At 69.8% G+C, this 20,742-nt stretch carries 23 protein-coding genes; 10 read left to right on the top strand and 13 right to left on the bottom strand.

The window, feature by feature from the left end:
- The first annotated feature begins 118 nt into the window (after positions 1-118).
- Both ASC76_RS21360 and ASC76_RS21355 read left to right on the top strand, forming a co-directional pair.
- Positions 119-331 (top strand): hypothetical protein, encoded by a 213-nt coding sequence (locus tag ASC76_RS21360; RefSeq protein ID WP_056471590.1) that lies wholly within the window; start codon positions 119-121, stop codon positions 329-331.
- Between the two features lie 73 nt (positions 332-404).
- A complete protein-coding gene (locus ASC76_RS21355; protein ID WP_056471587.1) occupies positions 405-1,028 on the top strand; it encodes a TetR/AcrR family transcriptional regulator in 624 nt (207 codons plus the stop codon).
- An 18-nt stretch (positions 1,029-1,046) separates the two neighbouring features.
- On the opposite strand, the gene ASC76_RS21350 is transcribed toward ASC76_RS21355, so the two are convergent.
- Genes ASC76_RS21350 through hutC form a run of 3 tightly spaced genes read right to left on the bottom strand, consistent with a single transcriptional unit; the run spans position 1,047 to position 3,417 of the window.
- Positions 1,047-1,886 (bottom strand): metallophosphoesterase, encoded by an 840-nt coding sequence (locus tag ASC76_RS21350; protein ID WP_056471584.1) that lies wholly within the window; start codon positions 1,884-1,886, stop codon positions 1,047-1,049.
- A gap of 12 nt (positions 1,887-1,898) precedes the next feature.
- Positions 1,899-2,669 carry a YecA family protein gene (locus tag ASC76_RS21345; RefSeq protein WP_056471582.1) on the bottom strand — a complete coding sequence of 257 codons (771 nt, stop codon included), beginning with the start codon at positions 2,667-2,669 and terminating at the stop codon, positions 1,899-1,901.
- 25 nt (positions 2,670-2,694) lie between these two features.
- Complete coding sequence (hutC, locus tag ASC76_RS21340; RefSeq protein WP_235580548.1) at positions 2,695-3,417, bottom strand: histidine utilization repressor; 723 nt, start codon at positions 3,415-3,417, stop codon at positions 2,695-2,697.
- A 58-nt stretch (positions 3,418-3,475) separates the two neighbouring features.
- On the opposite strand from hutC, the gene hutH reads away from it, so the two are divergent.
- Positions 3,476-4,984, top strand: a complete 1,509-nt coding sequence (gene hutH, locus ASC76_RS21335) for a histidine ammonia-lyase (RefSeq protein WP_056471578.1) — start codon at positions 3,476-3,478, stop codon at positions 4,982-4,984.
- A gap of 3 nt (positions 4,985-4,987) precedes the next feature.
- Here the strand turns inward: hutH and ASC76_RS21330 are convergent, their stop codons facing one another.
- From ASC76_RS21330 to ASC76_RS21320, 3 genes are all read right to left on the bottom strand, one after another.
- Positions 4,988-5,776, bottom strand: coding sequence for an ABC transporter ATP-binding protein (locus ASC76_RS21330; protein ID WP_056471576.1), 789 nt, complete (start codon positions 5,774-5,776; stop codon positions 4,988-4,990).
- 70 nt (positions 5,777-5,846) lie between these two features.
- Positions 5,847-6,623 (bottom strand): ABC transporter permease, encoded by a 777-nt coding sequence (locus ASC76_RS21325; protein ID WP_371262166.1) that lies wholly within the window; start codon positions 6,621-6,623, stop codon positions 5,847-5,849.
- A gap of 13 nt (positions 6,624-6,636) precedes the next feature.
- On the bottom strand, positions 6,637-7,608 hold the full coding sequence (locus ASC76_RS21320) for an ABC transporter substrate-binding protein (RefSeq protein ID WP_056471572.1): 972 nt from the start codon (positions 7,606-7,608) through the stop codon (positions 6,637-6,639).
- Between the two features lie 101 nt (positions 7,609-7,709).
- On the opposite strand from ASC76_RS21320, the gene hutG reads away from it, so the two are divergent.
- Positions 7,710-8,501: an N-formylglutamate deformylase gene (gene hutG, locus ASC76_RS21315; protein ID WP_056471569.1), complete on the top strand. Its 792-nt coding sequence runs from the start codon at positions 7,710-7,712 to the stop codon at positions 8,499-8,501.
- Here hutG and hutI read toward each other — a convergent pair.
- The 5 genes from hutI to ASC76_RS21290 form a co-directional block, all read right to left on the bottom strand.
- Positions 8,451-9,674, bottom strand: a complete 1,224-nt coding sequence (hutI, locus tag ASC76_RS21310) for an imidazolonepropionase (protein WP_056471566.1) — start codon at positions 9,672-9,674, stop codon at positions 8,451-8,453. The genes hutG and hutI overlap by 51 nt on opposite strands.
- Before the next feature lie 6 nt (positions 9,675-9,680).
- Positions 9,681-11,075: a formimidoylglutamate deiminase gene (locus ASC76_RS21305; RefSeq protein ID WP_056471562.1), complete on the bottom strand. Its 1,395-nt coding sequence runs from the start codon at positions 11,073-11,075 to the stop codon at positions 9,681-9,683.
- Complete coding sequence (locus ASC76_RS21300) at positions 11,072-11,638, bottom strand: HutD family protein (RefSeq protein WP_056471558.1); 567 nt, start codon at positions 11,636-11,638, stop codon at positions 11,072-11,074. The genes ASC76_RS21305 and ASC76_RS21300 overlap by 4 nt, the downstream gene beginning before the upstream one ends.
- Positions 11,635-13,371 (bottom strand): urocanate hydratase, encoded by a 1,737-nt coding sequence (hutU, locus tag ASC76_RS21295; protein WP_056471556.1) that lies wholly within the window; start codon positions 13,369-13,371, stop codon positions 11,635-11,637. Before hutU ends, ASC76_RS21300 begins: the two co-directional genes overlap by 4 nt.
- Positions 13,372-13,445: 74 nt before the next feature.
- Positions 13,446-14,399, bottom strand: a complete 954-nt coding sequence (locus ASC76_RS21290) for a LysR family transcriptional regulator (protein WP_056471553.1) — start codon at positions 14,397-14,399, stop codon at positions 13,446-13,448.
- Positions 14,400-14,516: 117 nt separating this feature from the next.
- Between ASC76_RS21290 and ASC76_RS21285 the strand changes: the two genes are divergently transcribed.
- From ASC76_RS21285 to ASC76_RS25585, 3 genes are read left to right on the top strand one after another with little or no spacing between them, the layout of a single operon-like run.
- The gene (locus tag ASC76_RS21285; protein WP_056471550.1) at positions 14,517-14,756 is read left to right on the top strand and encodes a hypothetical protein; all 240 of its coding nucleotides are present in this window, start codon (positions 14,517-14,519) and stop codon (positions 14,754-14,756) included.
- A 46-nt stretch (positions 14,757-14,802) separates the two neighbouring features.
- Entirely contained in the window at positions 14,803-15,054 is a 252-nt protein-coding gene (locus ASC76_RS21280; RefSeq protein ID WP_056471547.1) for a hypothetical protein, read from the top strand.
- Positions 15,044-15,187 (top strand): hypothetical protein, encoded by a 144-nt coding sequence (locus ASC76_RS25585; protein ID WP_157615947.1) that lies wholly within the window; start codon positions 15,044-15,046, stop codon positions 15,185-15,187. Before ASC76_RS21280 ends, ASC76_RS25585 begins: the two co-directional genes overlap by 11 nt.
- A gap of 48 nt (positions 15,188-15,235) precedes the next feature.
- Here the strand turns inward: ASC76_RS25585 and ASC76_RS21275 are convergent, their stop codons facing one another.
- Positions 15,236-17,101 (bottom strand): phosphoenolpyruvate carboxykinase (GTP), encoded by a 1,866-nt coding sequence (locus tag ASC76_RS21275; protein WP_056471544.1) that lies wholly within the window; start codon positions 17,099-17,101, stop codon positions 15,236-15,238.
- Positions 17,102-17,382: 281 nt separating this feature from the next.
- On the opposite strand from ASC76_RS21275, the gene ASC76_RS21270 reads away from it, so the two are divergent.
- From ASC76_RS21270 to lysM, 3 genes are all read left to right on the top strand, one after another.
- Positions 17,383-18,210: a substrate-binding domain-containing protein gene (locus tag ASC76_RS21270; protein ID WP_056471541.1), complete on the top strand. Its 828-nt coding sequence runs from the start codon at positions 17,383-17,385 to the stop codon at positions 18,208-18,210.
- Between the two features lie 59 nt (positions 18,211-18,269).
- Positions 18,270-18,806 (top strand): MOSC domain-containing protein, encoded by a 537-nt coding sequence (locus ASC76_RS21265; protein WP_056472136.1) that lies wholly within the window; start codon positions 18,270-18,272, stop codon positions 18,804-18,806.
- Positions 18,807-18,948: 142 nt separating this feature from the next.
- Positions 18,949-19,422 carry a peptidoglycan-binding protein LysM gene (gene lysM / locus ASC76_RS21260; protein ID WP_056471538.1) on the top strand — a complete coding sequence of 158 codons (474 nt, stop codon included), beginning with the start codon at positions 18,949-18,951 and terminating at the stop codon, positions 19,420-19,422.
- A gap of 67 nt (positions 19,423-19,489) precedes the next feature.
- On the opposite strand, the gene ASC76_RS21255 is transcribed toward lysM, so the two are convergent.
- On the bottom strand, positions 19,490-20,593 hold the full coding sequence (locus ASC76_RS21255) for an alkene reductase (protein ID WP_056471535.1): 1,104 nt from the start codon (positions 20,591-20,593) through the stop codon (positions 19,490-19,492).
- Positions 20,594-20,742: the final 149 nt, after the last annotated feature.

The raw sequence follows: 20,742 nt of genomic DNA, 5'->3' as shown, positions 1-20,742 counted from the left end.
GCGCATCGCGCACAGGGGTGGTGCCAACTGCGACCGAACTCGCCCTCATATCGGCGTATCGCCGGCCGAAAACAATTGCACACTGATTGCACATCACAAGGTCACGCGGGAGGTCGCGATGAGCTGGTCCACAGGTCTTTCATGGTTGGCGGCACTCCGGCCGCCCGCCCATTCCGCCACCGACGACGCGGATCCGGCCGACATGGGCACGGCGTTCGGGCTCGACGCGAGCTTCGATGCCGTCGGCAGGGACGAGCCGTCGCCGGCACCCGCCGCGGCGGGGTCGCCCGTGCCGTGGGAACACCGCCTGACCCGACGCACCGGGTTGTGAGTCCACGCTGAACTTGTCGGTCGCGCCGCGACCGGCACGTTTGCCCACCGCGCGGGCCGCCTAGAATCGGTCCATGGCGCGAGGCTCATTCCGGGAACAGGTGCTGATCGCGCGCGAACGGGCGATCGTCGAGGCCGTCAACCGCCTGCTGGCCGAAAAGGGCTTCGAGGCGATGACGGTCGACGAGGTCGCCGCCGAAGTAGGCATCGCCAAGGCCAGCCTCTACAAGCATTTCAAGTCCAAGGAAGACCTGGCCGCCGCAGCCATGATCGGCGTGCTCGACCGGGCGCTGGCGTTGATCGAGACCCTGGAGCGCGACAAGACCACCAGCGCGCGCGAGCGCCTCGAAGCCGTGACCCGCTGGGCCATGCAGGCACAGCTCGCGGGCGAGATGCCGTCGCTGCCGGCGCAGAACTCGGCCCTGCGCAGCGCGCTGATGGCCAACCGCGCCTACCTGGACCGGGTGATGCAGGTCAGCGACCTGCTCGGGGCCTGGATCCTGGCGGCGCAGGCCGCCGGCGAGCTGGACCCGGCGCTGCCGCCCGAGGTCATCCTCTACACGATCTACGCCCGCGCCTGCGACCCGGTGTCGGGCGTCTTGAAGGCGAGCGCCAACTTCACTGACGAGCGGATCGTCGAATTGTTGCTCTCGACCTGCTTCCGCGGCCTGGCCGGGGCGCCGCCGGCGCGGGCCTGACGCGGCGCGCCCGGCGCTTCAGTCGGGGATCTCGATCACCAGGTCCTCGCGAAAGGCGAGCTGCTCGCCCTTGTCGGCATAGCCCAGTGGATTGGCGACCACGCGGCAGCGGTAGGGCCGAGCGCCCGCCTCGCCTTGCGCGAGGTAGTCGTTGGCGCAGTGCAGGTGGCCGTGCAGCCACAGGTCGGCCCGCGGCAGCCAGTCGTCCATCGCGTTGCAGAAGCCCGCGGTGCCGGGCGTGAGCCCGTAGCGCGGGTCGGCGCTGCGCAGGCTCGGCGCGAAATGCGTGACGACCACCGTCGTGCCGTCGAACGGCTGCGCCAGTGCGGCGCGCAGCCAGGCCTGGCAGTCGAGCGACAGTTCGCGGATCGCTTCGGCGAGCATCGGCTGGCCGTCGCGCAGGGTCGTGAAGCGGCGCAGGTAGAAGTTCGCGGCGCGGAATGCCTTGTCGCGCCGCTTGGCCTGCTCGGTCGGCTTGGTCGCCGCACTGGCGAATGCGTCGAAGTCGCTCCACAGCGTCGTGCCGATGAAGCGCACGCCGCCCAGCGTGACGGTCTCGCGTTCGAGCCAGGTGATGCCGAGGTCGGCGCACACACGTCTCAGCCGGGCGGTGGTCGCGTCGAAATCCAGCCCGTCGAATTCATGGTTCCCGGGGACGTAGAGCACCACCGGCCAGGGCGCACCGGGACGCAGCGGCGAGAAGCGGGCGAGCCCGAAAGCGTCGTCGCTCAGGCGCGAGCCGGCTTGGTACGAGCCGATGTCGCCGGCAAGGACCAGCACATCGACGTCCGGTGCGGGTTTCGGGTGGAACGACGGGTCACGCTCCAGGTGCAGGTCGGACAGCAGCTGCAGTCGCATCGGCGCCGGGGCTCACGCTCCATGGCATTGTTTGAACTTCTTCCCGCTGCCGCACGGGCACGGCTCGTTGCGGCCGACCTTGGGCGTCTCGCGCTTGACGGTCTCGACCTTGTAACGTTGCTCGGCGGTGAGGTCCTGCAGGTCGGCAATCGTGACCACCAGCTCTTCCATCGCGTCGTCCAGCGTCGCCAGCGGGTGCTCGCGGTCGAGCAGCGCGACCAGCTCGCGCTGCTCGTCGTCCTCGACCGGCAGGTGGCGGTAGAGGCGCGCGAGGGCAGCCATCACCGCGTCGTCGGGCATCTCGGCCAGGTCGGGGAAGGTCTCGGCGGCGTGGTGGAAGCCGGCGACCCAGGGCATCAGCGACTGCGACACCGGGCTCAGGCCGGCCATGTGGTCGATCTCGCCCTCCGGCACCGGCTCGCGCGGGTGCTCGTCGTCGAACTCGAGCACCAGCGGATCGAACCAGCCGTCCTCGACGATCGCGCGGTTCAGCGCCGCGTGGCGGCGCATGATCAGCGCGGTGGTGCGGGCGAGCCATTCCTGATTGACCTCGTCCGGCAGCGGCCGGCCGTCGAAGTCGAAGATGTGCGCGAGCCAGGTCGCGGGTTCGAGCAGCACCGGCTGCACGATCACGCCGCACAGGTAGCCGTCGAGCATCACCGCGTCGAGGGGTTCGAGCGGCTCGGGAGTCTCGAGCAGCAGGTCGTCGAGCTCGGCGAACTCGGCGTCGGTCAGGTCGTGGGCGCGCGCGGCGGTCGACGGGGGTGTTTCTTTGGGCGTCATGCCCGGATTGTGATCGTTCGCTCCGTCAGACGGAGAAGCGGCCGATCAGGCGGTAGCGGGCGCCGGGGTGATAGAGGCGGGCCACCGATGCGACGGCGCCTTGCGAGACGGTGCGGCGCGACACCATCAGCAGCGCGCTGCCTTCGGCCACGTCGAGCAGCGACGCCTGCTCCGCGCTGGCCAGCACCGCCTCGACGACCTGCTCGGCTTCCGTCAGCGGCGCGTGTTCGAACAGCACGAACGACGGCGTGACCTGCGTGAAGTCGCGCGCCAGCAGGTCCGGCGCCAGGGCCGGGTTGACATGCCGGTCCTCGAGCTGGATCGGCACGCCGTTCTCCAGATGGACCAGCTGTACGCGATAGACCGGCGCGCCCTTCGTCAGCCGCATCGCCGCCGCGGTGCGCGCGTCGGCTTTCTCGCGCACGACGCCGACGACCCGCGTGGTGTGCGCGTGGCCGCGTTCGCGGATCTCGTCGTGGATATCCCGCACCTGCAGCAGGTTCGAAATCGGGTGCAGTTCGGCCACGTACGAACCGGAGCCCTGGCGGCGCTCGATCAGGCCTTCCTCTTCGAGTTCACGCAGCGCGCGCTGCACCGTCATGCGCGCGCAGCCGAACTCCTGCACCAGCTCGCGCTCCGACGGCAGGCGCACCCCCGGCTCCCAGCCGCCCTGCGCGATGCGCTCGCGCAACGCCGCCTTGACGGTGGCGTACGGCAGCGTGCGGGTGGCCACGGAGGGTGATCTCATCGCCGCATTCTATCGACCTGCATGCTAAAGTTGTCTAGTCCACTTTGGAGTTCAATCCATGCACTCGACCCTGCCGCAGCACACCATCGTCCCCGGTCGACTCGACGCCACGATGCTGGAGCAGGCCGCCGCCGGCGGCGCGCGCTGGGCGATCGCCGCCTCGGCCCGCGCCGGCATCGAGGCGAGCGTCGCCACGGTGCGCGAGCTGGTCGCGCAGCACGCGGCGGTCTACGGCATCAACACCGGATTCGGCAAGCTGGCGCAGACCCGCATCGCGGACGACGATCTCGCGCAGCTGCAGAAGAACCTGGTGCTGTCGCACAGCGCCGGCGTCGGCCAGCCGCTGGCGGCGCCGGTGGTGCGGTTGATGCTGCTGCTGAAGGCGGCGAGCCTCGCGCATGGCGTCTCGGGCGTGCGGCCCGAGGTGATCGATGCCTTGCTCGCGCTGCTGAACGCCGACGTGCTGCCGGTCGTGCCCGAGAAGGGCTCGGTCGGCGCCTCGGGCGATCTGGCGCCGCTGGCGCATCTCGCCGGCGTGCTGATCGGCGTCGGCGAGGCGTTCGTCGACGGTCGACGCATGCCGGCCGCGCAGGCACTCGCGCACGCCGGGCTGGCGCCGTTGCAGCTCGGCCCGAAGGAAGGTCTCGCGCTGCTGAACGGCACCCAGGCCTCGACAGCGCTGGCGATCCACGCGGTGCAGCGCCTGCGACGCGTCTTCGATACCGCGGTCGCGGTCGGTGCGATGACGGTCGATGCCGCGAAGGGTTCCGACACGCCGTTCGACGACCGCATCCACGCGGTGCGCGGCCAGCGCGGCCAGCGCGAGGTCGCGACGCGCTACCGAGACTGGCTCGCCGGCAGCCCGCTGCGTGCGTCGCACCTCGACTGCGACCGCGTGCAGGACCCGTACTGCCTGCGCTGCCAGCCGCAGGTGATGGGCGCATGCCTGGACCAGATCGAGCACGCCTGGGGCATCCTGCTGATCGAGGCAAACGGCGTCTCCGACAACCCGCTTGTGTTCTCGGACACCAAGGAGGCGCTGTCCGGCGGCAACTTCCACGCCGAGCCGGTCGCCTTCGCCGCGGACAACCTCGCGCTCGCGATCGCCGAGATCGGCGCGCTCGCCGAGCGCCGCACCGCGATGCTGATGGACCCGGGCCTGTCGGGCCTGCCGGCGTTCCTGATCGAACACGGCGGATTGAACTCGGGCTTCATGATCGCGCAGGTCACGTCGGCCGCGCTCGCGTCCGAGAACAAGTCGCTCGCGCACCCGGCCAGCGTCGATTCGCTGCCGACGTCGGCCAACCAGGAAGATCACGTCTCGATGGCGACCTTCGCCGCGCGCCGCCTGCACGCGATGCTCGACAACACCGCGGCGGTGGTGGCGATCGAGTGGCTGTGCGCGGCACAGGCGGTCGAGTTCCACCGGCCGCTGCGCTCGTCCGAGGCACTCGAGGCGCAGTTGGCGCGTCTGCGCGCCAAGGTCGAGCACTTGAGCGTCGATCGGTTGATGGCGCCGGACATCGCCGCGGCGACGTCGCTGGTGGAAGCCGGGATCGACGCGTAGCCGCTACCGCTCCATCTGCACCGCGCGCAAGGTCTCGACGCGGATGTCTTCCGTGACCTGCGCCTTCAGTTCCGAGAAGCGGGGCGTCGTCTTGACCGTGTAGTGCCGTGGGTACGGCAGGTCGATCCGCAATTCGTTCTTGATGCGGCCGGGCCGCGCGCTGAACACCGCGCAGCGGTTGGCCATGAAGATCGCCTCGTCGATGTCGTGGGTCACGAACAGCACGGTCTTCTTGTGCAGCTCCCAGATCGACAGCAGCAGCTCCTGCATCAAGGCGCGGGTCTGGTTGTCGAGCGCGCCGAACGGTTCGTCGAGCAGCAGGATCTTCGGATCGTTGGCGAGCGCACGGGCCAGCGCGACGCGCTGCTGCATGCCGCCGGACAGCTGCTTCGGGTAATGCGACTCGAAGCCCGTCAACCCGACCTCGGCGATGAACCGCTTTGCGATCTCGGCCTGTTCACCGGCCGGCATGCCCTTCTGCTTGAGCCCGAAGCAGATGTTCTCGCGCACCGTCAGCCACGGGAACAGCGTGTAGCTCTGGAACACCATGCCGCGGTCGGCGCTGGGGCCGGTGACCGGTTGCCCGTCGAGCAGCACCTGGCCGACCGTGGGCGTGTCGAGCCCGGCGACGATGCGCAGCAGCGTCGATTTGCCGCAGCCCGACGGCCCGAGCACGGTGATGAAGTCGTTGTGCGCGACGTCGAGGTTCGTGGGCTGCAACGCGAGCGTCGGCTTGCCGCCGTGGACGGCGGGGAAGGTTCTTCCAACGCCTTGGATGGAGAGGGTGCTCATGGCTGTGCGTCGGTTGGAGCGGCAAAGGCGCGCCCGCGTGCCGCCTGCCGCGACGCGCCGAACTCGCCCATCAGATCGATGCCCATCCGAACATCCTCCGATTCAGACGCTTGAACAGCACGTCCGACACCAGCCCGATCGCCCCGATCGTGATGATCCCGAAGATGATCTGGTCGGTTGCGAGCAACGCCTGGCTGTCGGTGATCATGTGCCCGATCCCGTTCGACGCGCCGATCAGCTCGGCGACGATCACGTAGGTCCAGGCCCAGCCGAGCACGAGCCGCAGCGTCTCCGCGATCTGCGGCGCCGCGGCGGGGATCAGCACGCTGCGGACGATGCCGACATCGCTCGCACCCAGCGTGTACGCCGCCTCGACCAGGTCGCGCCGGGTGCCGCCGACCTGCAGCGCGATCATCAGCACCAGCTGGAAGAACGAGCCGATGAAGATCAGCGCCAGCTTCTGCGCCTCGCCGATGCCGGCCCACAGGATCAGCAGCGGGATGAAGGCCGAGGCCGGCAGGTAGCGGGCGAACGAGACGAACGGCTCGAAGAACGCTTCGACCGGCTTGTACGCGCCCATCGCCACGCCCAGCGGCACCGCGACGATTGCGGCCAGCACGAAGCCGCCGAGCACGCGCCAGATCGTGAAGCCGATGTCCTTCGCGAAGCCCTGCTCGGTCAGCAGCACCCAGCCGGAACGCAGCATCGCGATCGGGTCGGCCAGGAAGGTCTTCGGGACGAAGCCGCCCAGCGTCGCGATCCCCCACGCGACGAAGAACAGGACGAAGAAGGCCAGGCCGAGGGCGTTGCGGCGCCCCGGGCTGATCTCGCGCAGCGGCTTCAAGATCGTCGGCGCAGGCTTACTTGATGAAGCTGGTGTCGGCCAGCGCCTTCAGGTCGGGGATCGCCTTGATCGTGCCGATCTCGAGCAGCAGGTCGGCCGCTTCCTTCGTGAATTGCGCGTGCTCGCCGGCGAAGAACTTCTGGTTCGCGGCCTTGTCCTGCCAGCGCAGGTAGGCGGCCGACTTCTCGAACGCTTCGCCGCTCTGCTTCACGTCCGCACCCATGATCTCGTAGGACTTCTTCGGATCGGACTTGATCATGTCGAGCGCGGCGAAGTAGCCGTCGGCCAGCGCCTTCGCGGCCTTCGGGTTCTCCTTCAGGAACTTCGGCGAGCAGCCGAAGGTGTCCATCACCATCGGGTAGTCGAGCGTGGTCGCGATGATCTTGCCGGCCTCGGGCTTGGCGCGGACGGCGGACAGATAGGGTTCGTAGGTCATGCCGCCGTCGAAGTCGGTCGTGCCGGCGATCATCGCGTTGGCGACGGGTTGCGGCTCGAGCGTCAGCACCTTCACGTCCTTCATCGACAGGCCGTTCTTCTTCAGGATCCAGGCCAGGCCGAAGTACGGTGCGGTACCCGGGGCCGACGCGGCGACCGTCTTGCCCTTCAGGTCGGCGACCCTGGCGATGCCGGGCTTGACGACCAGGCCGTCGGCACCGTAGCTCTTGTCGAGCTGGAAGATCTGAGTGGTCGCGACGCCGCTGGCGTTCCAGCCGATCCAGGTCTCGACGGTGGTCGCGGCGCACTGCACGTCGCCCGAGGCGATCGCGAGGTGGCGGTCCTTCTGCGGGATCTTCTTGATCGTCACGTCCAGGCCCTGCTTCTGGAACAGGCCGGCTTCCTTGGCCAGCGTGAGCGGCGCGAAGCCGGTCCAGCCGGAGATCGCGATGGCGACCTTGGTGTCCTGGGCCGAGGCCGATGCGGCGAGCAAGGCGGCGCCGAGCGCAGCGGCGAGCGAAGTGAGCTTGGCGAGGCGGCGAACTGGACTCATCGTGACTCCCGTGAGGATGTGAGGTGGTGCGCAGCCCGGATGCAAGCCGCGTGCCGCGCAGTCTACACTCGGGTTCCAACCGGTCTAGACCACTTTCGACAATGTTCACGCTGACGCCCGGCACCGCGCCGCTGCTGGTCTCGTTCCCGCACGCGGGCACCGACATCCCGAACGCGCTTGCCGCGCGCATGACCCCGCAGGCGCTGCAGCGCGCCGATGTCGACTGGCATCTGCCGCAGCTGTACGCGTTCGTGCGGGCGCTGGGCGCGAGCACGCTGGTGGCGCGTTTCGCGCGCCACGTGGTCGACCTGAACCGCCCGCCGAAGGACGAGAGCCTCTACCCGGGTCAGGACGTGACCGGCCTGCTGCCGCTGGACACCTTTCGCAAGGAGCCGCTGTACCGCCCCGGCGAGGCGCCGACACCCGGCGAAGTCGAGCAGCGCCGTGCGACCTACTGGCAGCCGTACCACGATGCGCTGCGCGCCGAACTGACGCGTCTGCGGGGACTGCATGGCAGCGTCGTGCTGTGGGACGCGCACTCGATCGCGAGCGTGCTGCCGCGCTTCTTCGACGGCAAGCTGCCGGACCTGAACCTGGGAACCGCCAACGGGACCAGTTGCGCGCCCGCCGTGCAGGCGGCGGCCGAAGCGGCGATGGCCGGACAGGCGCAGTTCACCCAGGTCAGCAACGGTCGCTTCAAGGGCGGCTACATCACGCGCCACTACGGGCAGCCGGACACGGGCGTGCACGCGCTGCAGCTGGAAATGTGCCAGTCGACCTACATGAACGAGACGGCGCCGTTCGACTACCGCCCCGACCTGGCGGCACAGGTGCAGCCGCTGCTACAGCGGATGCTGGACGCCGTTCTGCAGGCGCGCGCGCAAGGGGCTTGAGCCGATCGCGTAGGCCAGCTCGGCGGGCTGGTCGACGTCCCACAGGCACAGGTCGGCACGCAGGCCGGGCGCGATGCGGCCGCGGCTGTGCGCCAGCCCCAGCGCCTGCGCGGCGTGACGCGTGACGCCGAGCAGCGCCTCGGATGGCGTCATCCGGAACAGCGTGCAGGCCATGTTCAGCATCAGCGGCAGGTGCGTGCCGGGACTCGTGCCCGGGTTGCAGTCGGTGGCGATCGCCATCGGCACGCGATGCTGGCGGAACAGCGCGATCGGCGGCGGCTGCGTGTCGCGCAGGAAGTAGTAGGCCCCGGGCAGCAGCACCGCGACGGTGCCGGCCTGCGCCATCGCCCGCACGCCGCTCTCGTCGACGTGCTCCAGGTGGTCGGCCGACAGCGCGCCGAACTCGGCGGCCAGCGCCGCGCCGCCCTGGTTCGACAGCTGCTCGGCATGCAGCTTGACCGGCAGCCCGTGCGCGCGCGCCGCCTCGAACACCCGCCGCGTCTGCGCCGGTGTGAACGCGATGTGCTCGCAGAACGCGTCGACGGCGTCGGCCAGCCCGAGGCGCGCGGCCTCGGGGATGATCTGCGTGACGATCGCGTCGACGTAGGCGTCGGCGCGGCCGGCGAACTCGGGCGGGATCGCGTGCGCGGCGAGCAGCGTCGTGCGCACGTCGATCGGGTATCGCTGGCCGAGCGCGCGCGCGACCTGCAGCATCTTCACCTCGTCGGCCAGCGACAGGCCGTAGCCGGACTTGATCTCGACCGTGGTGACGCCGTGGCGCATCAGCTCGATCAGCCGGCGTGCCGAGGCCGCGAACAGGTCGTCCGCGCTGGCGGCGCGGGTCTGGCGCACTGTCGAGACGATGCCGCCGCCCGCCCGCGCGACCTCCTCGTAGCTCGCACCGGACAGCCGCATCTCGAACTCGCGCGCGCGGTTGCCGGCGTGCACGAGGTGGGTGTGGCAGTCGATCAGCCCTGGCGTCAGCAGCGCGCCGGCGCCGTCGAGTTCGGCTTTCGCGGTCGCGCCCGGGGCGAGCGTTTCGCTGGGACCGAGCGCCGCGATCTGGCCGTTCGAGATCGCGACGAAGGAAGGCGGCGACGCCGCACCGGCGTCGTCGTCGCACGCGACGATGCGGACGTTGCGGATCAGCAGGTCGAACTCGGGTGTGGACATGGCGGCTCAATCCTCCTGCAGCAGCGCGCTGCGCGTGGCGACGAACTGCCGGCAGGCGACGCCCTGCAGCGCGTGCTCGCCATCGCGAACGCGCTGCACGCCGCCGACGAACACGTCGCGAACCGCGCTGCGGCCACTGTTCGCGAACACGTGGCTGGCGAGAGCCTGCGCCGGCCCCAGGCCGCCCAGCAGGCCGCTGCCATCGAGCACGACGAAATCGGCCTGCTGGTCGACCGCCAGGCCGCGGACCGCGCGACCGCTGGCTTGTGCGCCGCCGGCGACGGCGCCGAGCCACAGGTGATCGGCGACCTGGCGCGGGGCCGCGTCGTCGTGCCGACCGTCACCGACCAGCACGTTGCGGCGTTGCTGCGCGAGCCGCTGCGTGTACTCGAGCAGGCGCAGCTCTTCGGCGGCGTCGACGCTGATGTGGCTGTCCGAGCCGATGCCCCAGGCGCCGCCGGCGCCGAGGAAGGCGGCGGCCGGGAACACGCCGTCCCCCAGGTTCGCCTCGGTCGTCGGGCACAGCCCGGCGACGGCGCCACTCGCCGCCAGCGCGCTGCGTTCGGTGGCGTCGAGATGGGTCGCGTGAACGAGGCACCAGCGTTCATCGACCGATGCGTTCGCGAGCAACCATGCAATCGGGCGCTGCCCGCTCCAGGTCAGGCAATCGTCGACCTCCTGCTGCTGCTCGGCGATGTGGAGATGGATCGGCGCGCGCGGGTCGATCGACTGCAGGCCCGCGAGCAGCTCACGCAGTGCCTGCGGTCCGACCGCCCGCAGCGAGTGCGGCGCCACGCCGACGCGCGCCCCGTGCGCGCGGCCACGCTGCACGAGGTCGAGCAGCGCGTCGACGCTGTTCAGGTAGCGCCGCTGCTCGGGCCTGGGCGGTTGTCCGCCGAAGCCGGCGTCCTGGTACAGCACCGGCAGCAGCGTGATGCCGATGCCGGCCCGCTCGGCGGCCGCCAGCAGCCGCATCGACATCTCGGCCGCCTCGGCGTAGCGCTGGCCGTCGGGTGCGTGGTGCAGGTAGTGGAATTCGCACACCGTGGTGTAGCCGGCGCGCAGCATCTCGATGTAGAGCTGGGTTGCGATGACCTCGAGCTGGTCGGGGCCGAGGTCGCGGGCGAAGCGGTACATCAGCGCGCGCCAGGTCCAGAAGCTGTCGTCGGCGCGGTCTGCGCCGCGGAATTCCGAGAGACCGGCGAACGCGCGCTGGAAGGCGTGCGAGTGCAGGTTGGGCATGCCGGGCAGGACCGGGCCGTTCGCGCGCACGGTGTCGGGTGCCGGCGCGGCGCCCACGGTCACGCCGGTCAACATGCCCGCGGCGTCCCAGCACAGCAGCACGTCGCGCGCCCAGCCGCCGGGCAGCAACGCGTGTTCGGCGTGCAGCATGTTCTTCATGGAGATCGGTCTTCGAGGAGTCGAACCGCCAGCAGCGAGGCGCCTTCGCCCCACCCCGCTGCCGGAGGGATGGCGAGCAGGAGTCCCTGCATCGGCTCGAGCGTCACGCCATCGACGGTCCAGTTGCCGTCCACGCACATCACCATCGTCACGTCGGCGGGTGACAACAGACCCTGGCCGCGCTGCACGCTGACCTCGGCTCGCCACGCGCCGCGGCGCGTCATCACGTTGAAGTCGCGGCAGGGCCCATCGACGAGCGTCGCGTCGAGCGCCACGTCACCGCTGAAGCGGAACGGGTCGAGCGGCACGGTCAGCGCGTGATCGAGCGTGCCGTCCGGCGAGCGCAGCCGCATGCCGGCACCGCGCAGCAGCACGATGCAGCGATCGATCCCGGGGAAGGCCGAGAACGGCGCATCGCGCGCGACCTCGGCGACACTGAGCCGCCAGTCGAAGTCGCCGGCGCTGGCGCCGCCGAACGCGATTTCGCGCGTCACGCCGGCGCCGTTCTTCCACGGTTGCGGCGCGATCTCGCGCAGGTCGAAGCGCTGCGGCGCGGCGCTCACGTCGCGAGCATCGGCAGGTCCAGGTGCTGCTCGCGCGCGGTCCGGATCGCCAGTTCGTAACCGGCATCGGCATGGCGCATCACGCCCGAGCCGCTGTCGTTGACGAGCACGCGCGCCAGCCGTTTCGCCGCAGCCTCGCTGCCGTCGGCGACGATCACCATGCCGGCATGCTGCGAGTAGCCCATGCCGACCCCGCCGCCGTGGTGGATCGAGACCCAGGTCGCGCCGCCGGCGCAGTTGAGCAACGCGTTGAGCAGCGGCCAGTCGGAGACGGCGTCGGTGCCGTCGCGCATGCTTTCGGTCTCGCGGTTGGGGCTGGCGACCGACCCGGTGTCGAGGTGGTCGCGGCCGATCACGATCGGCGCCTTCAGTTCACCGGTGCGCACCATCTCGTTGAACGCCAGCCCGGCCAGGTGCCGCTCGCCCAGCGCCAGCCAGCAGATCCGGGAGGGCAGCCCCTGGAACGCGATGCGCTCGCCCGCCATGTCGAGCCAGCGGTGCACGTGGGCGTTGTGCGGGAACAGCTCCTTGATCTTGCGATCGGTCTTGCGGATGTCCTCCGGGTCGCCCGAGAGCGCGACCCAGCGGAACGGCCCCTTGCCCTCGCAGAACAACGGGCGGATGTACGCGGGCACGAAACCGGGGAAGTCGAACGCGTTCTTCACGCCTTCGTCGAACGCGACCTGGCGGATGTTGTTGCCGTAGTCGACGGTGGGCACGCCCATCGCCTGGAACTGCAGCATCGCCTTGACATGCTCGGCGCAGCTCTTTGCAGCCGCGGCCTTCAGCGTCGCGTGTTGCGAGGAGTCTGCCTGTGCCGCCTGCCACTGCTCGACCGACCAGCCGGCCGGCAGGTAGCCGTGGATCAGGTCGTGGGCCGAGGTCTGGTCGGTCACCAGCGCCGGCCGGTTCGAGCCGCCGTTCTTGAAGTGCTCGGCCAGCGCCGGCACGATGCGCGCTGCGTTGCCGAGCAGCGCGATCGAGACCGCCTTCTTTTCGGCGGTGTATTTCGCGATGCGGGCCAGCGCGTCGTCGAGGTCGGTCGCCTGCTCGTCGACGTAGCGGGTGCGCAGCCGGAAGTCGATGCTGGCCTGCTGGCACTCGATGTTCAGCGAAACCGCTCCGGCGAAGGTCGCGGCCAGCGGCTGGGCGCCGCCCATGCCGCCGAGCCCGGCGGTGAGAATCCATTTGCCGGCCAGGCTGCCGCCGTAGTGCTGGCGCGCGGCCTCGGCAAAGGTTTCGTAGGTGCCCTGCACGATGCCCTGGGTGCCGATGTAGATCCACGAGCCGGCCGTCATCTGGCCGTACATGAACAGGCCCTGGCGGTCGAGCTCGTGGAAGTGCTCCCACGTGGCCCACTTCGGCACCAGGTTGGAATTGGCCAGCAGCACGCGCGGCGCGTCGGCATGGGTCTTGAACACGCCGACCGGTTTGCCGGACTGGATCAGCAGCGATTCATCGTCTTCCAGCACGCGCAGGCAATCGAGGATCTTGTCGAAGCAGGCCCAGTCGCGCGCGGCGCGGCCGATGCCGCCGTAGACGACCAGTTCTTCGGGGCGCTCCGCGACGTCCGGATCGAGATTGTTCTGCAACATGCGGAACGCGGCCTCGGTCAGCCACGACTTGCAATGGAGCGTGCTGCCGTGCGGGGCGCGCACGACGCGGCCAGGGGCGGAGCGTGCACCGCGCGCGGCGGCGTCGGCGAGCGTGTTCGGATCGGTGGAGGAGTTCATCGCGCGTCTTTCCATGCATGGAGGCAAAGTGGTCTAGACCACTTTGCGGAGCATGCGGGAAGAAGCGCGCCGCGTCAACCGTTGGCGGTGTGCTGCGCTGCGGCTTCCAGCAACCGAGCGCGCAGCCACTGGTGCGCACTGGAGCGGTCGTTGCGCTGGTGCCAGACCATCGCCACGTGCAAGCCGGCCAGGTCGAACGGCAGCGGTCGGGTGACGACGTGTTCGTGGTAGCCCGTCGCCTCGACGAAGTAGGCCGGCAGCACGGTCAGCAGGTTGCTGTTGGCGACGACGCGACCGGCCGTGAAGTATTGGTTCACCGTCAGGACGATGCGGCGCTTGCGGTTCAGTGCCGCCAGCGCCTGGTCGGCCAGGCCGTACGGGCGACCCGCGAAGTTGACTAGCAGGTGATCGGCCGCGCAGAAGGCGTCCAGCGTCAGCTCGCCGGCGGCGAGCGGATGGTCCTCGCGCATGACGCAGACGTACTCGCTGTCGTGCAGGTGCGCATGGTGGAGCGGCGAATCGCTGCCCTGGCTGGTCAGCGCGGCGATCGTTTCGGGGAAGTAACCGATCGCCAGGTCGGCATCGCCGCGCTCCAGCATCTCGCTCGGGTCGCGGGTGGCCAACGGCAGCACCCGCACGTTGGCCAGCGCCTCGCTGGACTCGATCTGCGCCACGAGCGGCGGCATGAACAGCGCCGCAGTCGCGTCGGCCATCGCGATCCGGAAGCTGGCGGCGTCGGTCTGCGGGTTGAACTCGCCGGGCGCCAGCGCCGCGCGCAGGTGGCCCAGCGCCGTGCGGACTTCCGGCCAGAGGGCTTCGGCCCGCGGGGTCGGCTTCACGCCGGTCGCTGCGCGCGTAAGCAAGTCCTCACCTACCGACTCCTTCAGGCGCTTCAAGGCGTTGCTGACGGCGGGTTGCGTGATCGACAGGCGCTCGGCGGCGCGGGTGAGGTTGCGCTCGGCCATCACGACGTCGAACACGCGGAGCAGGTTCAGGTCGAGGGTTCGGAAATTCAGCGCGGTGGGCATTCGTCATACGCCGTCGTGATAACGGCGATTCATAAGATTGATTGGCGAATTATCCGGGTTAACCCTAGTATCTGCGCATCGGGACCAGAACGGCCCCGGCAAAGAAGGGAAATTCGCATGAACACCGCTGTCACATCGCTGCCGATGACGTCCGCTGCCGCGGCCGCCGCATCGACCGGCGCCGGTCTGCGCCGTCAGTTCAAGCAGGCCGGTGCGGTCATCTGGCGCGCGCTGGAGGCTGCCGGTCGCGCCCGCGCCCAGCGCCACCTGCTCGCCTTTGCCGCCCAGTGCGAGGCGCTCCAGCCTGAACTGGCCAAGGAACTCCGGGCCGCGTCCCGCCAGGGCCCGTTGGCCTGACGCGCCGCGCACCACCTCTCAAATCGAATACAGCAAGGAACACACCATGACCACCGCCACCCTGCACGCGAACGTGCAACGCAACCGCTTCGCCCATCACCTGCTCGCCGCGCTGACCAACCTGATCCCGGCCGCGCGCACCGCGGCGCCGACCGCTGCGGCCGGTGCCGCCGAATCGGCCTCGATCGAAGCCCAGAAGGTCCGCCAGCTCGCCTCGACCTACGCCAAGACCGACCCGGGCTTCGCCGCCGACCTGTACGCCGCCGCGGCACGCCATGAAGGCCTGTATGCGGACTGACGGCCACGACACGTCGCGGTTCGCACCGCGCAGCCGCCTGCCGGCGATCGACCACGAGGCGAACGGGCCGATCAGCGCGCTGGTGCGGCTGGCGGCGTGGTTCTCGAGTTGGCGCACCGCGCACGCACACTGAAAAAAGGCCGGCGATCGCCGGCCTTTGCTTTGGTGAGGCGACGCGCCGTCAGGCGGCCAGGCGACGCTCCAACGCGGCCTTCGCGGCGATCAGCTCGGTCGGCAGGTGGTAGGCCAGTTGCTGGAACAGCTCGGCGTGCAGACCGAGTTCCGTCTTCCACGCCGCGTTGTCCAGGTGGGTCACCTGGTCGAACTGGGTCGGCGTGAAGTCAAGGCCGGTCCAGTCGAGGTCGCCGTAGCGCGGCGTGACGCCGAAGGCGGTTTCCTCGCCCTGCGCGGTGCCGTCGGCACGCCCGATCATCCATTGCAGCACGCGCATGTTCTCGCCGTAGCCGGGCCAGACGAACTTGCCGTCGGCGCCCTTGCGGAACCAGTTGACGCAATAGATCCTGGGCAGCTGGGCGCCGGACGCCTCGAGCTTGCGGCCGAGGTCCAGCCAGTGCTGGAAGTAGTCGCTCATGTTGTAGCCCATGAACGGCAGCATCGCGAACGGGTCGCGGCGAACGACGCCCTGCGCGCCGGCAGCGGCGGCGGTGGTCTCCGAGCCCATCGTCGCGGCCATGTACACGCCCTCGACCCAGTTGCGCGCCTCGGTGACGAGCGGCACGGTCGTCGAGCGGCGCCCGCCGAAGATGAACGCGTCGATCGGCACGCCGGCCGGGTTGTCCCATTCCGGGTCGAGCGCCGGGTTGTTGGTGGCGGGGACGGTGAAGCGGGCGTTCGGATGGGCGGCCTTGGCGCCGGTCTCCTTCGCGATCGCGGGCGTCCAGTCCTTGCCCTGCCAGTCGGTCAGGTGCGCCGGCGGGGTGTCGGTCATGCCTTCCCACCACACGTCACCGTCGTCGGTCAGCGCGACGTTCGTGAAGATCACGTCGCGCTTCAGGCTGGCCATGCAGTTGAAGTTGGTCTTGTCGTTGGTGCCCGGGGCCACGCCGAAGTAGCCGGCTTCCGGGTTGATCGCGTAGAGCTTGCCGTCGGCCGCCGGCTTGATCCAGGCGATGTCGTCGCCGATCGTCGTGACCTTCCAGTCGCCGAGCTGGGCCGGCGGGATCAGCATCGCGAAGTTGGTCTTGCCGCAGGCGCTCGGGAACGCCGCCGCGACGTGGTGCTTCTTGCCCGAGGGCGAGGTGACGCCGAGGATCAGCATGTGCTCGGCCAGCCAGCCCTGCTCGCGGCCCATGGTCGACGCGATCCGCAGCGCGAAGCACTTCTTGCCGAGCAGCGCGTTGCCGCCGTAGCCTGAGCCGTAGCTCCAGATCTCCTGCGTCTCGGGGTAGTGGACGATGTACTTGGTCGTGTTGCACGGCCAGGCCACGTCCTTCTGGCCGGCGGCCAGCGGCGCACCGACGGTGTGCATGCAAGGGACGAAATGGCCGTCGGTGCCGAGCACGTCCAGCACCTTGGCGCCCATGCGCGTCATCAGCTTCATGTTGACGGCGACGTACGCGCTGTCCGACAGCTCGACGCCGATGTGCGCGATCGGTGAACCCAGCGGACCCATCGAGAACGGCACGACATACATCGTGCGGCCCTTCATGGCGCCGCGGAACAGCGCGTTCGGGCCCGTCTGCAGCAGCTCACGCATCTCGCCGGGCGCCATCCAGTTGTTGGTGGGGCCGGCGTCCTCCTTCTTCTCGGAGCAGATGAAGGTGCGGTCTTCGACCCGGGCCACATCGCTCGGGCTGCTGCAGGCGAGGTAGCTGTTCGGCCGGAGCTCGGGGTTGAGCTTCCTGAACGTGCCGGCGGCGACCAGCTGCGCACACAGGCGGTCGTACTCGGCGCTGCTGCCATCGCACCAGTAGACGTCGGCGGCTTCGGTCAGCGCGGCCATTTCGGCCACCCATTCGATCAATTGGGCGTGGCGAACGCTCGAGGGCACGTTCAGGCGCACGCCTTCCATTGCGGGACGGTTCATCGTGGGTCCAGTCATCGGAGTCAAAAAAAGCGGGATTGGGCAAACCCGCTCGGCCCGTAGCAGGGGCCGGACCGGCTTGCCCAATGCCGCTGGGCGCAAGCCCCGCAACGGTGGTTACGGGCCGATTACGAGCGCCCGAATCGGTCGGACCGGCGCCGCTCTCTACAGTTCCTTTTGGGGATTGTCGTCCCAGTGTAATGGGCAGGTAACCACCATTTCCCGGGGGGTCATGCGCTTTCGGTATGACTTTATGCCGCCTCGAGGCCTGGCGATAATCGACCATGCCCTTGCGCCGCCGCCTGCTGTTGTCGTTGCCGTGGATCGCCGTCACGGCGCCCGGGGCGGCCCAGCCGCAACGGTCGAACGCCGACCCGTTCCGCCTGGGCGTGGACACGTCGCTGGTCGAGTCGGGCCTGGCGCCGGCGCTGCTCCGCGCGTTCGGCATCGATACCGGAATCGCCGTGAAGTCGGTGGCCGGTCCGGCGCGGCCGTTGCTGGACGCGCTGGAGCGCGGCGAGCTGGATGCGGCGTTGACCAACGCCCCCGACGCCGAAGCGCGCCTGGTGCAGCAGGGCTTCGCGCACGACCGCCAGCCGGTCGCGACGGGGGAGTTCGTGCTGGTCGGCCCGCTGGTGCGCGGTAAGTCCAAGGAAAGGGACAAGGATCCGGCCGGTATCGCCGGCGCGGCCGACGCCGCCTCCGCGCTGGCGCAGGTGCAGCGCGCCGCGCTCGCCATGCCCGGTGCGGTGACCTTCCTGTCCGCAGCCGACGGTTCCGGCCTGCACCTGGCCGAACAGGCGCTCTGGCGCCGTGCCGGCATTGCGCCCGTGGCGCCCTGGTACGCGAGCGGCGACCCAGCCACGCGCCTGATCGCGCAAGCGCGCACCCGCGGTGCCTACGCGCTCGTGGAGCGCGGCGCCTGGGCCGCGCAGGGTGGCGCGCCGCTCGGCGTGCTGGTCGAAGGCGATCCGGTGCTGGCGGAGCCGGTGCACGTGATGCGCGCGTTCGCCAGCCGACACCCCGCCGGCAAGCTGTTCGTCGCGTGGGTCGCCGGGCCACGCGGTCGCCGCGTGGTCGCCGCACACCACGGAAAGTACCGCTCACCGTGACCCATCCTGCCTCGCGCTTCGGCCAGCTGCTGAGCCTGAACGTGTCCGCCGCGCGACCGATGCTGATCGACGACCGCGAGGTGATGACCGGCATCCTCAAGCGGGGCGTCGCCGGCCCGGTCGAGGTCGGGCCGCTCGGCCTCGCGGGCGACGAGCAGGCCGATCTGTCGGTGCACGGCGGGCCCGGCAAGGCGATCTACGCCTATCCGAGCGAGCACTACCCGTTCTGGCAGACGGTTCGGGCCCAGGCGCGCGCCGCGGCATGGGGCGAGACGCTGGTGCCCGGTGCGCTGGGCGAGAACCTGACGATCGCCGGGCTGCTCGAGGACCAGGTCTGTGTCGGCGACGTGCTGCGCTTCCCGGATTGCGAGCTGGCGGTCAGCGAGCCGCGCTTCCCGTGCTTCAAGTTCAATGCCGCGATGGGGTTCAAGCAGGCGTCGAAGTTGATGGTGCAGAACAGCTGGTGCGGCTTCTACCTCGACGTGCGCCACCCCGGCACGCTGCGTGCGGGCGAGGCGTTCGAATGGGTTCCCGGGCCGCAGGAGGTCGGCATCGCGGAACTGTTCCGCGCGCGCGTGGCGCCGCACCGACGCTGAGGCACGTGCAGCGGGCGCCTGTTACAACCGCCGACCATTGGTGCTGCGCGGCTTTGCACTGCCTCGCTACATTGCGGGGCTGTGCGGCTGAAAGCTCTCGATCGAAGCCGCATCCGTTCGATCACCCACCAGGAAAGCACCCATGAGCATCATCAGTTTCATCAAGGAAGCCGGCGAAAAGCTGTTCGGTCACAAGCCCGCCGCTGCCGCCGAAGCGCCCGACGTCGATGCCGCCAACAAGACCGCGGCCGATGCGATCACCGCGTACATCAAGACGCAGAACCTGAAGGTCGAGGGCCTCGACGTGGCGTTCGACGGCGCGACCGGCACCGTCTCGGTGGCCGGCGAGGCCGCCGACCAGGCGACCCGCGAGAAGGTCGTGCTGTGCTGCGGCAACGTGTCGGGCGTCACCCAGGTCGACGACGCGATGACGACGGCCGAGCCGGCCGACGAATCCCGCTGGTACACGGTGGTGCGCGGCGACACGCTGTCGGCGATCGCCAAGACCCAGTACGGCAATGCCAACGAGTACCCGAAGATCTTCGAGGCCAACAAGCCGATGCTGACCAGCCCGGACAAGATCTACCCGGGCCAGGTGTTGCGCATCCCCGCCTGATCGATCTCGCCTCGAGTGGACAACGGGCGGCCCGCGGGCCGCCCGTTTGCATGGGACCGCGCGTCGATCAGGCTGGGGCCAGCTCCATCGGCGGATAGTCGGTATAGCCCTCGGCGCCGCCGCCATAGAAGGTCTGGCGGTTCGGCTGCGCGAGCGGCGCGTCGCGCTTCAGGCGCTCGACCAGGTCCGGGTTGCTGATGAAGTGCTTGCCGAACGCGACCATGTCGGCCGCGCCGCTCGCCACGGCTTCGATCGCCATCTCGCGGGTGTAGCCGTTGTTGACGATCCAGGCGCCTTGCGGGTGACCCTGCTTGAAGCGCGCCCGCAGTGCCGCGAAGTCGAACGGCGCCACATCGCGCGGGCCGCCGGTCGCGCCCTCGACGACGTGGATGAAGGCGAGCTTCAGTGTCGCGAGCTTCTCGACGATGAGCTCGTAGGTCGCCTGCGGGTCGCTGTCCGGCCCGGCGTCGTTGGCCGGCGTGACCGGCGACAGGCGGATGCCGGTGCGGCCGGCGCCGATCTCGTCGACGATCGCGGTCATCACCTCGACGACCAGCCGGGCGCGGTTCTCGCGCGAGCCGCCGTACGCGTCGGTGCGGTCGTTGATGCTGTCGCGCATGAATTGCTCGAGCAGGTAGCCGTTGGCACCGTGCACCTCGACGCCGTCGAATCCGGCTTCGATCGCGTTGCGCGCGGCCTGGCGGTAGTCGGCGATCAGGCGCGGAATCTCGTCGGTGCGCAGCGCACGCGGCTCGGACACGTCCTCGAAGCCTTGCGCGGTGAAGGTCTTGCCCTTCGCGCGGGTTGCGGTGCTGGACACCGGTTGCAGGCCCGGCGGCAGCAGCGACAGGTGCGAGATCCGCCCGACGTGCCACAACTGCACGACGATCTTGCCGCCTTTGGCGTGCACGGCGTCGGTGACCTTCTTCCAGCCGGCGATCTGCGCGGCGCTGTAGATCCCCGGCGTGTCGAGGTAGCCCTGGCCCTCGGCGCTGATCTGCGTGCCTTCGGTGACGATCAGGCCGGCCGTGGCGCGCTGCTCGTAGTAGGTCGCCATCAACGGCGTCGGCACCTGATCGGGACCGGCGCGGTCGCGCGTCAGCGGGGCCATCACGATGCGGTTGGCGGCGGCGATGTCGCCGAAGTGGATGGGGTCGAACAGCGTGGTCATGCGGGCGGGCCGGGAAGTCAGTGGATGAAGCCATCGTACGGCTGCGCCGAATAACAGGCCGGCGCACGGCGCGCCGCGAAATCGGTTAAAGCGGATTGCCCGCAAGCGGCTACAGTGCCTGCCCGGCCCCCGACCTCCAAACGCGACGA

This window comes from Rhizobacter sp. Root404 (assembly GCF_001425865.1).
In the GTDB taxonomy this organism is placed as follows: domain Bacteria; phylum Pseudomonadota; class Gammaproteobacteria; order Burkholderiales; family Burkholderiaceae_C; genus LMDS01.
The sequence above is the reverse complement of the archived record's forward strand: the minus strand, read 5'-3'. Positions and strand labels throughout refer to the sequence as shown.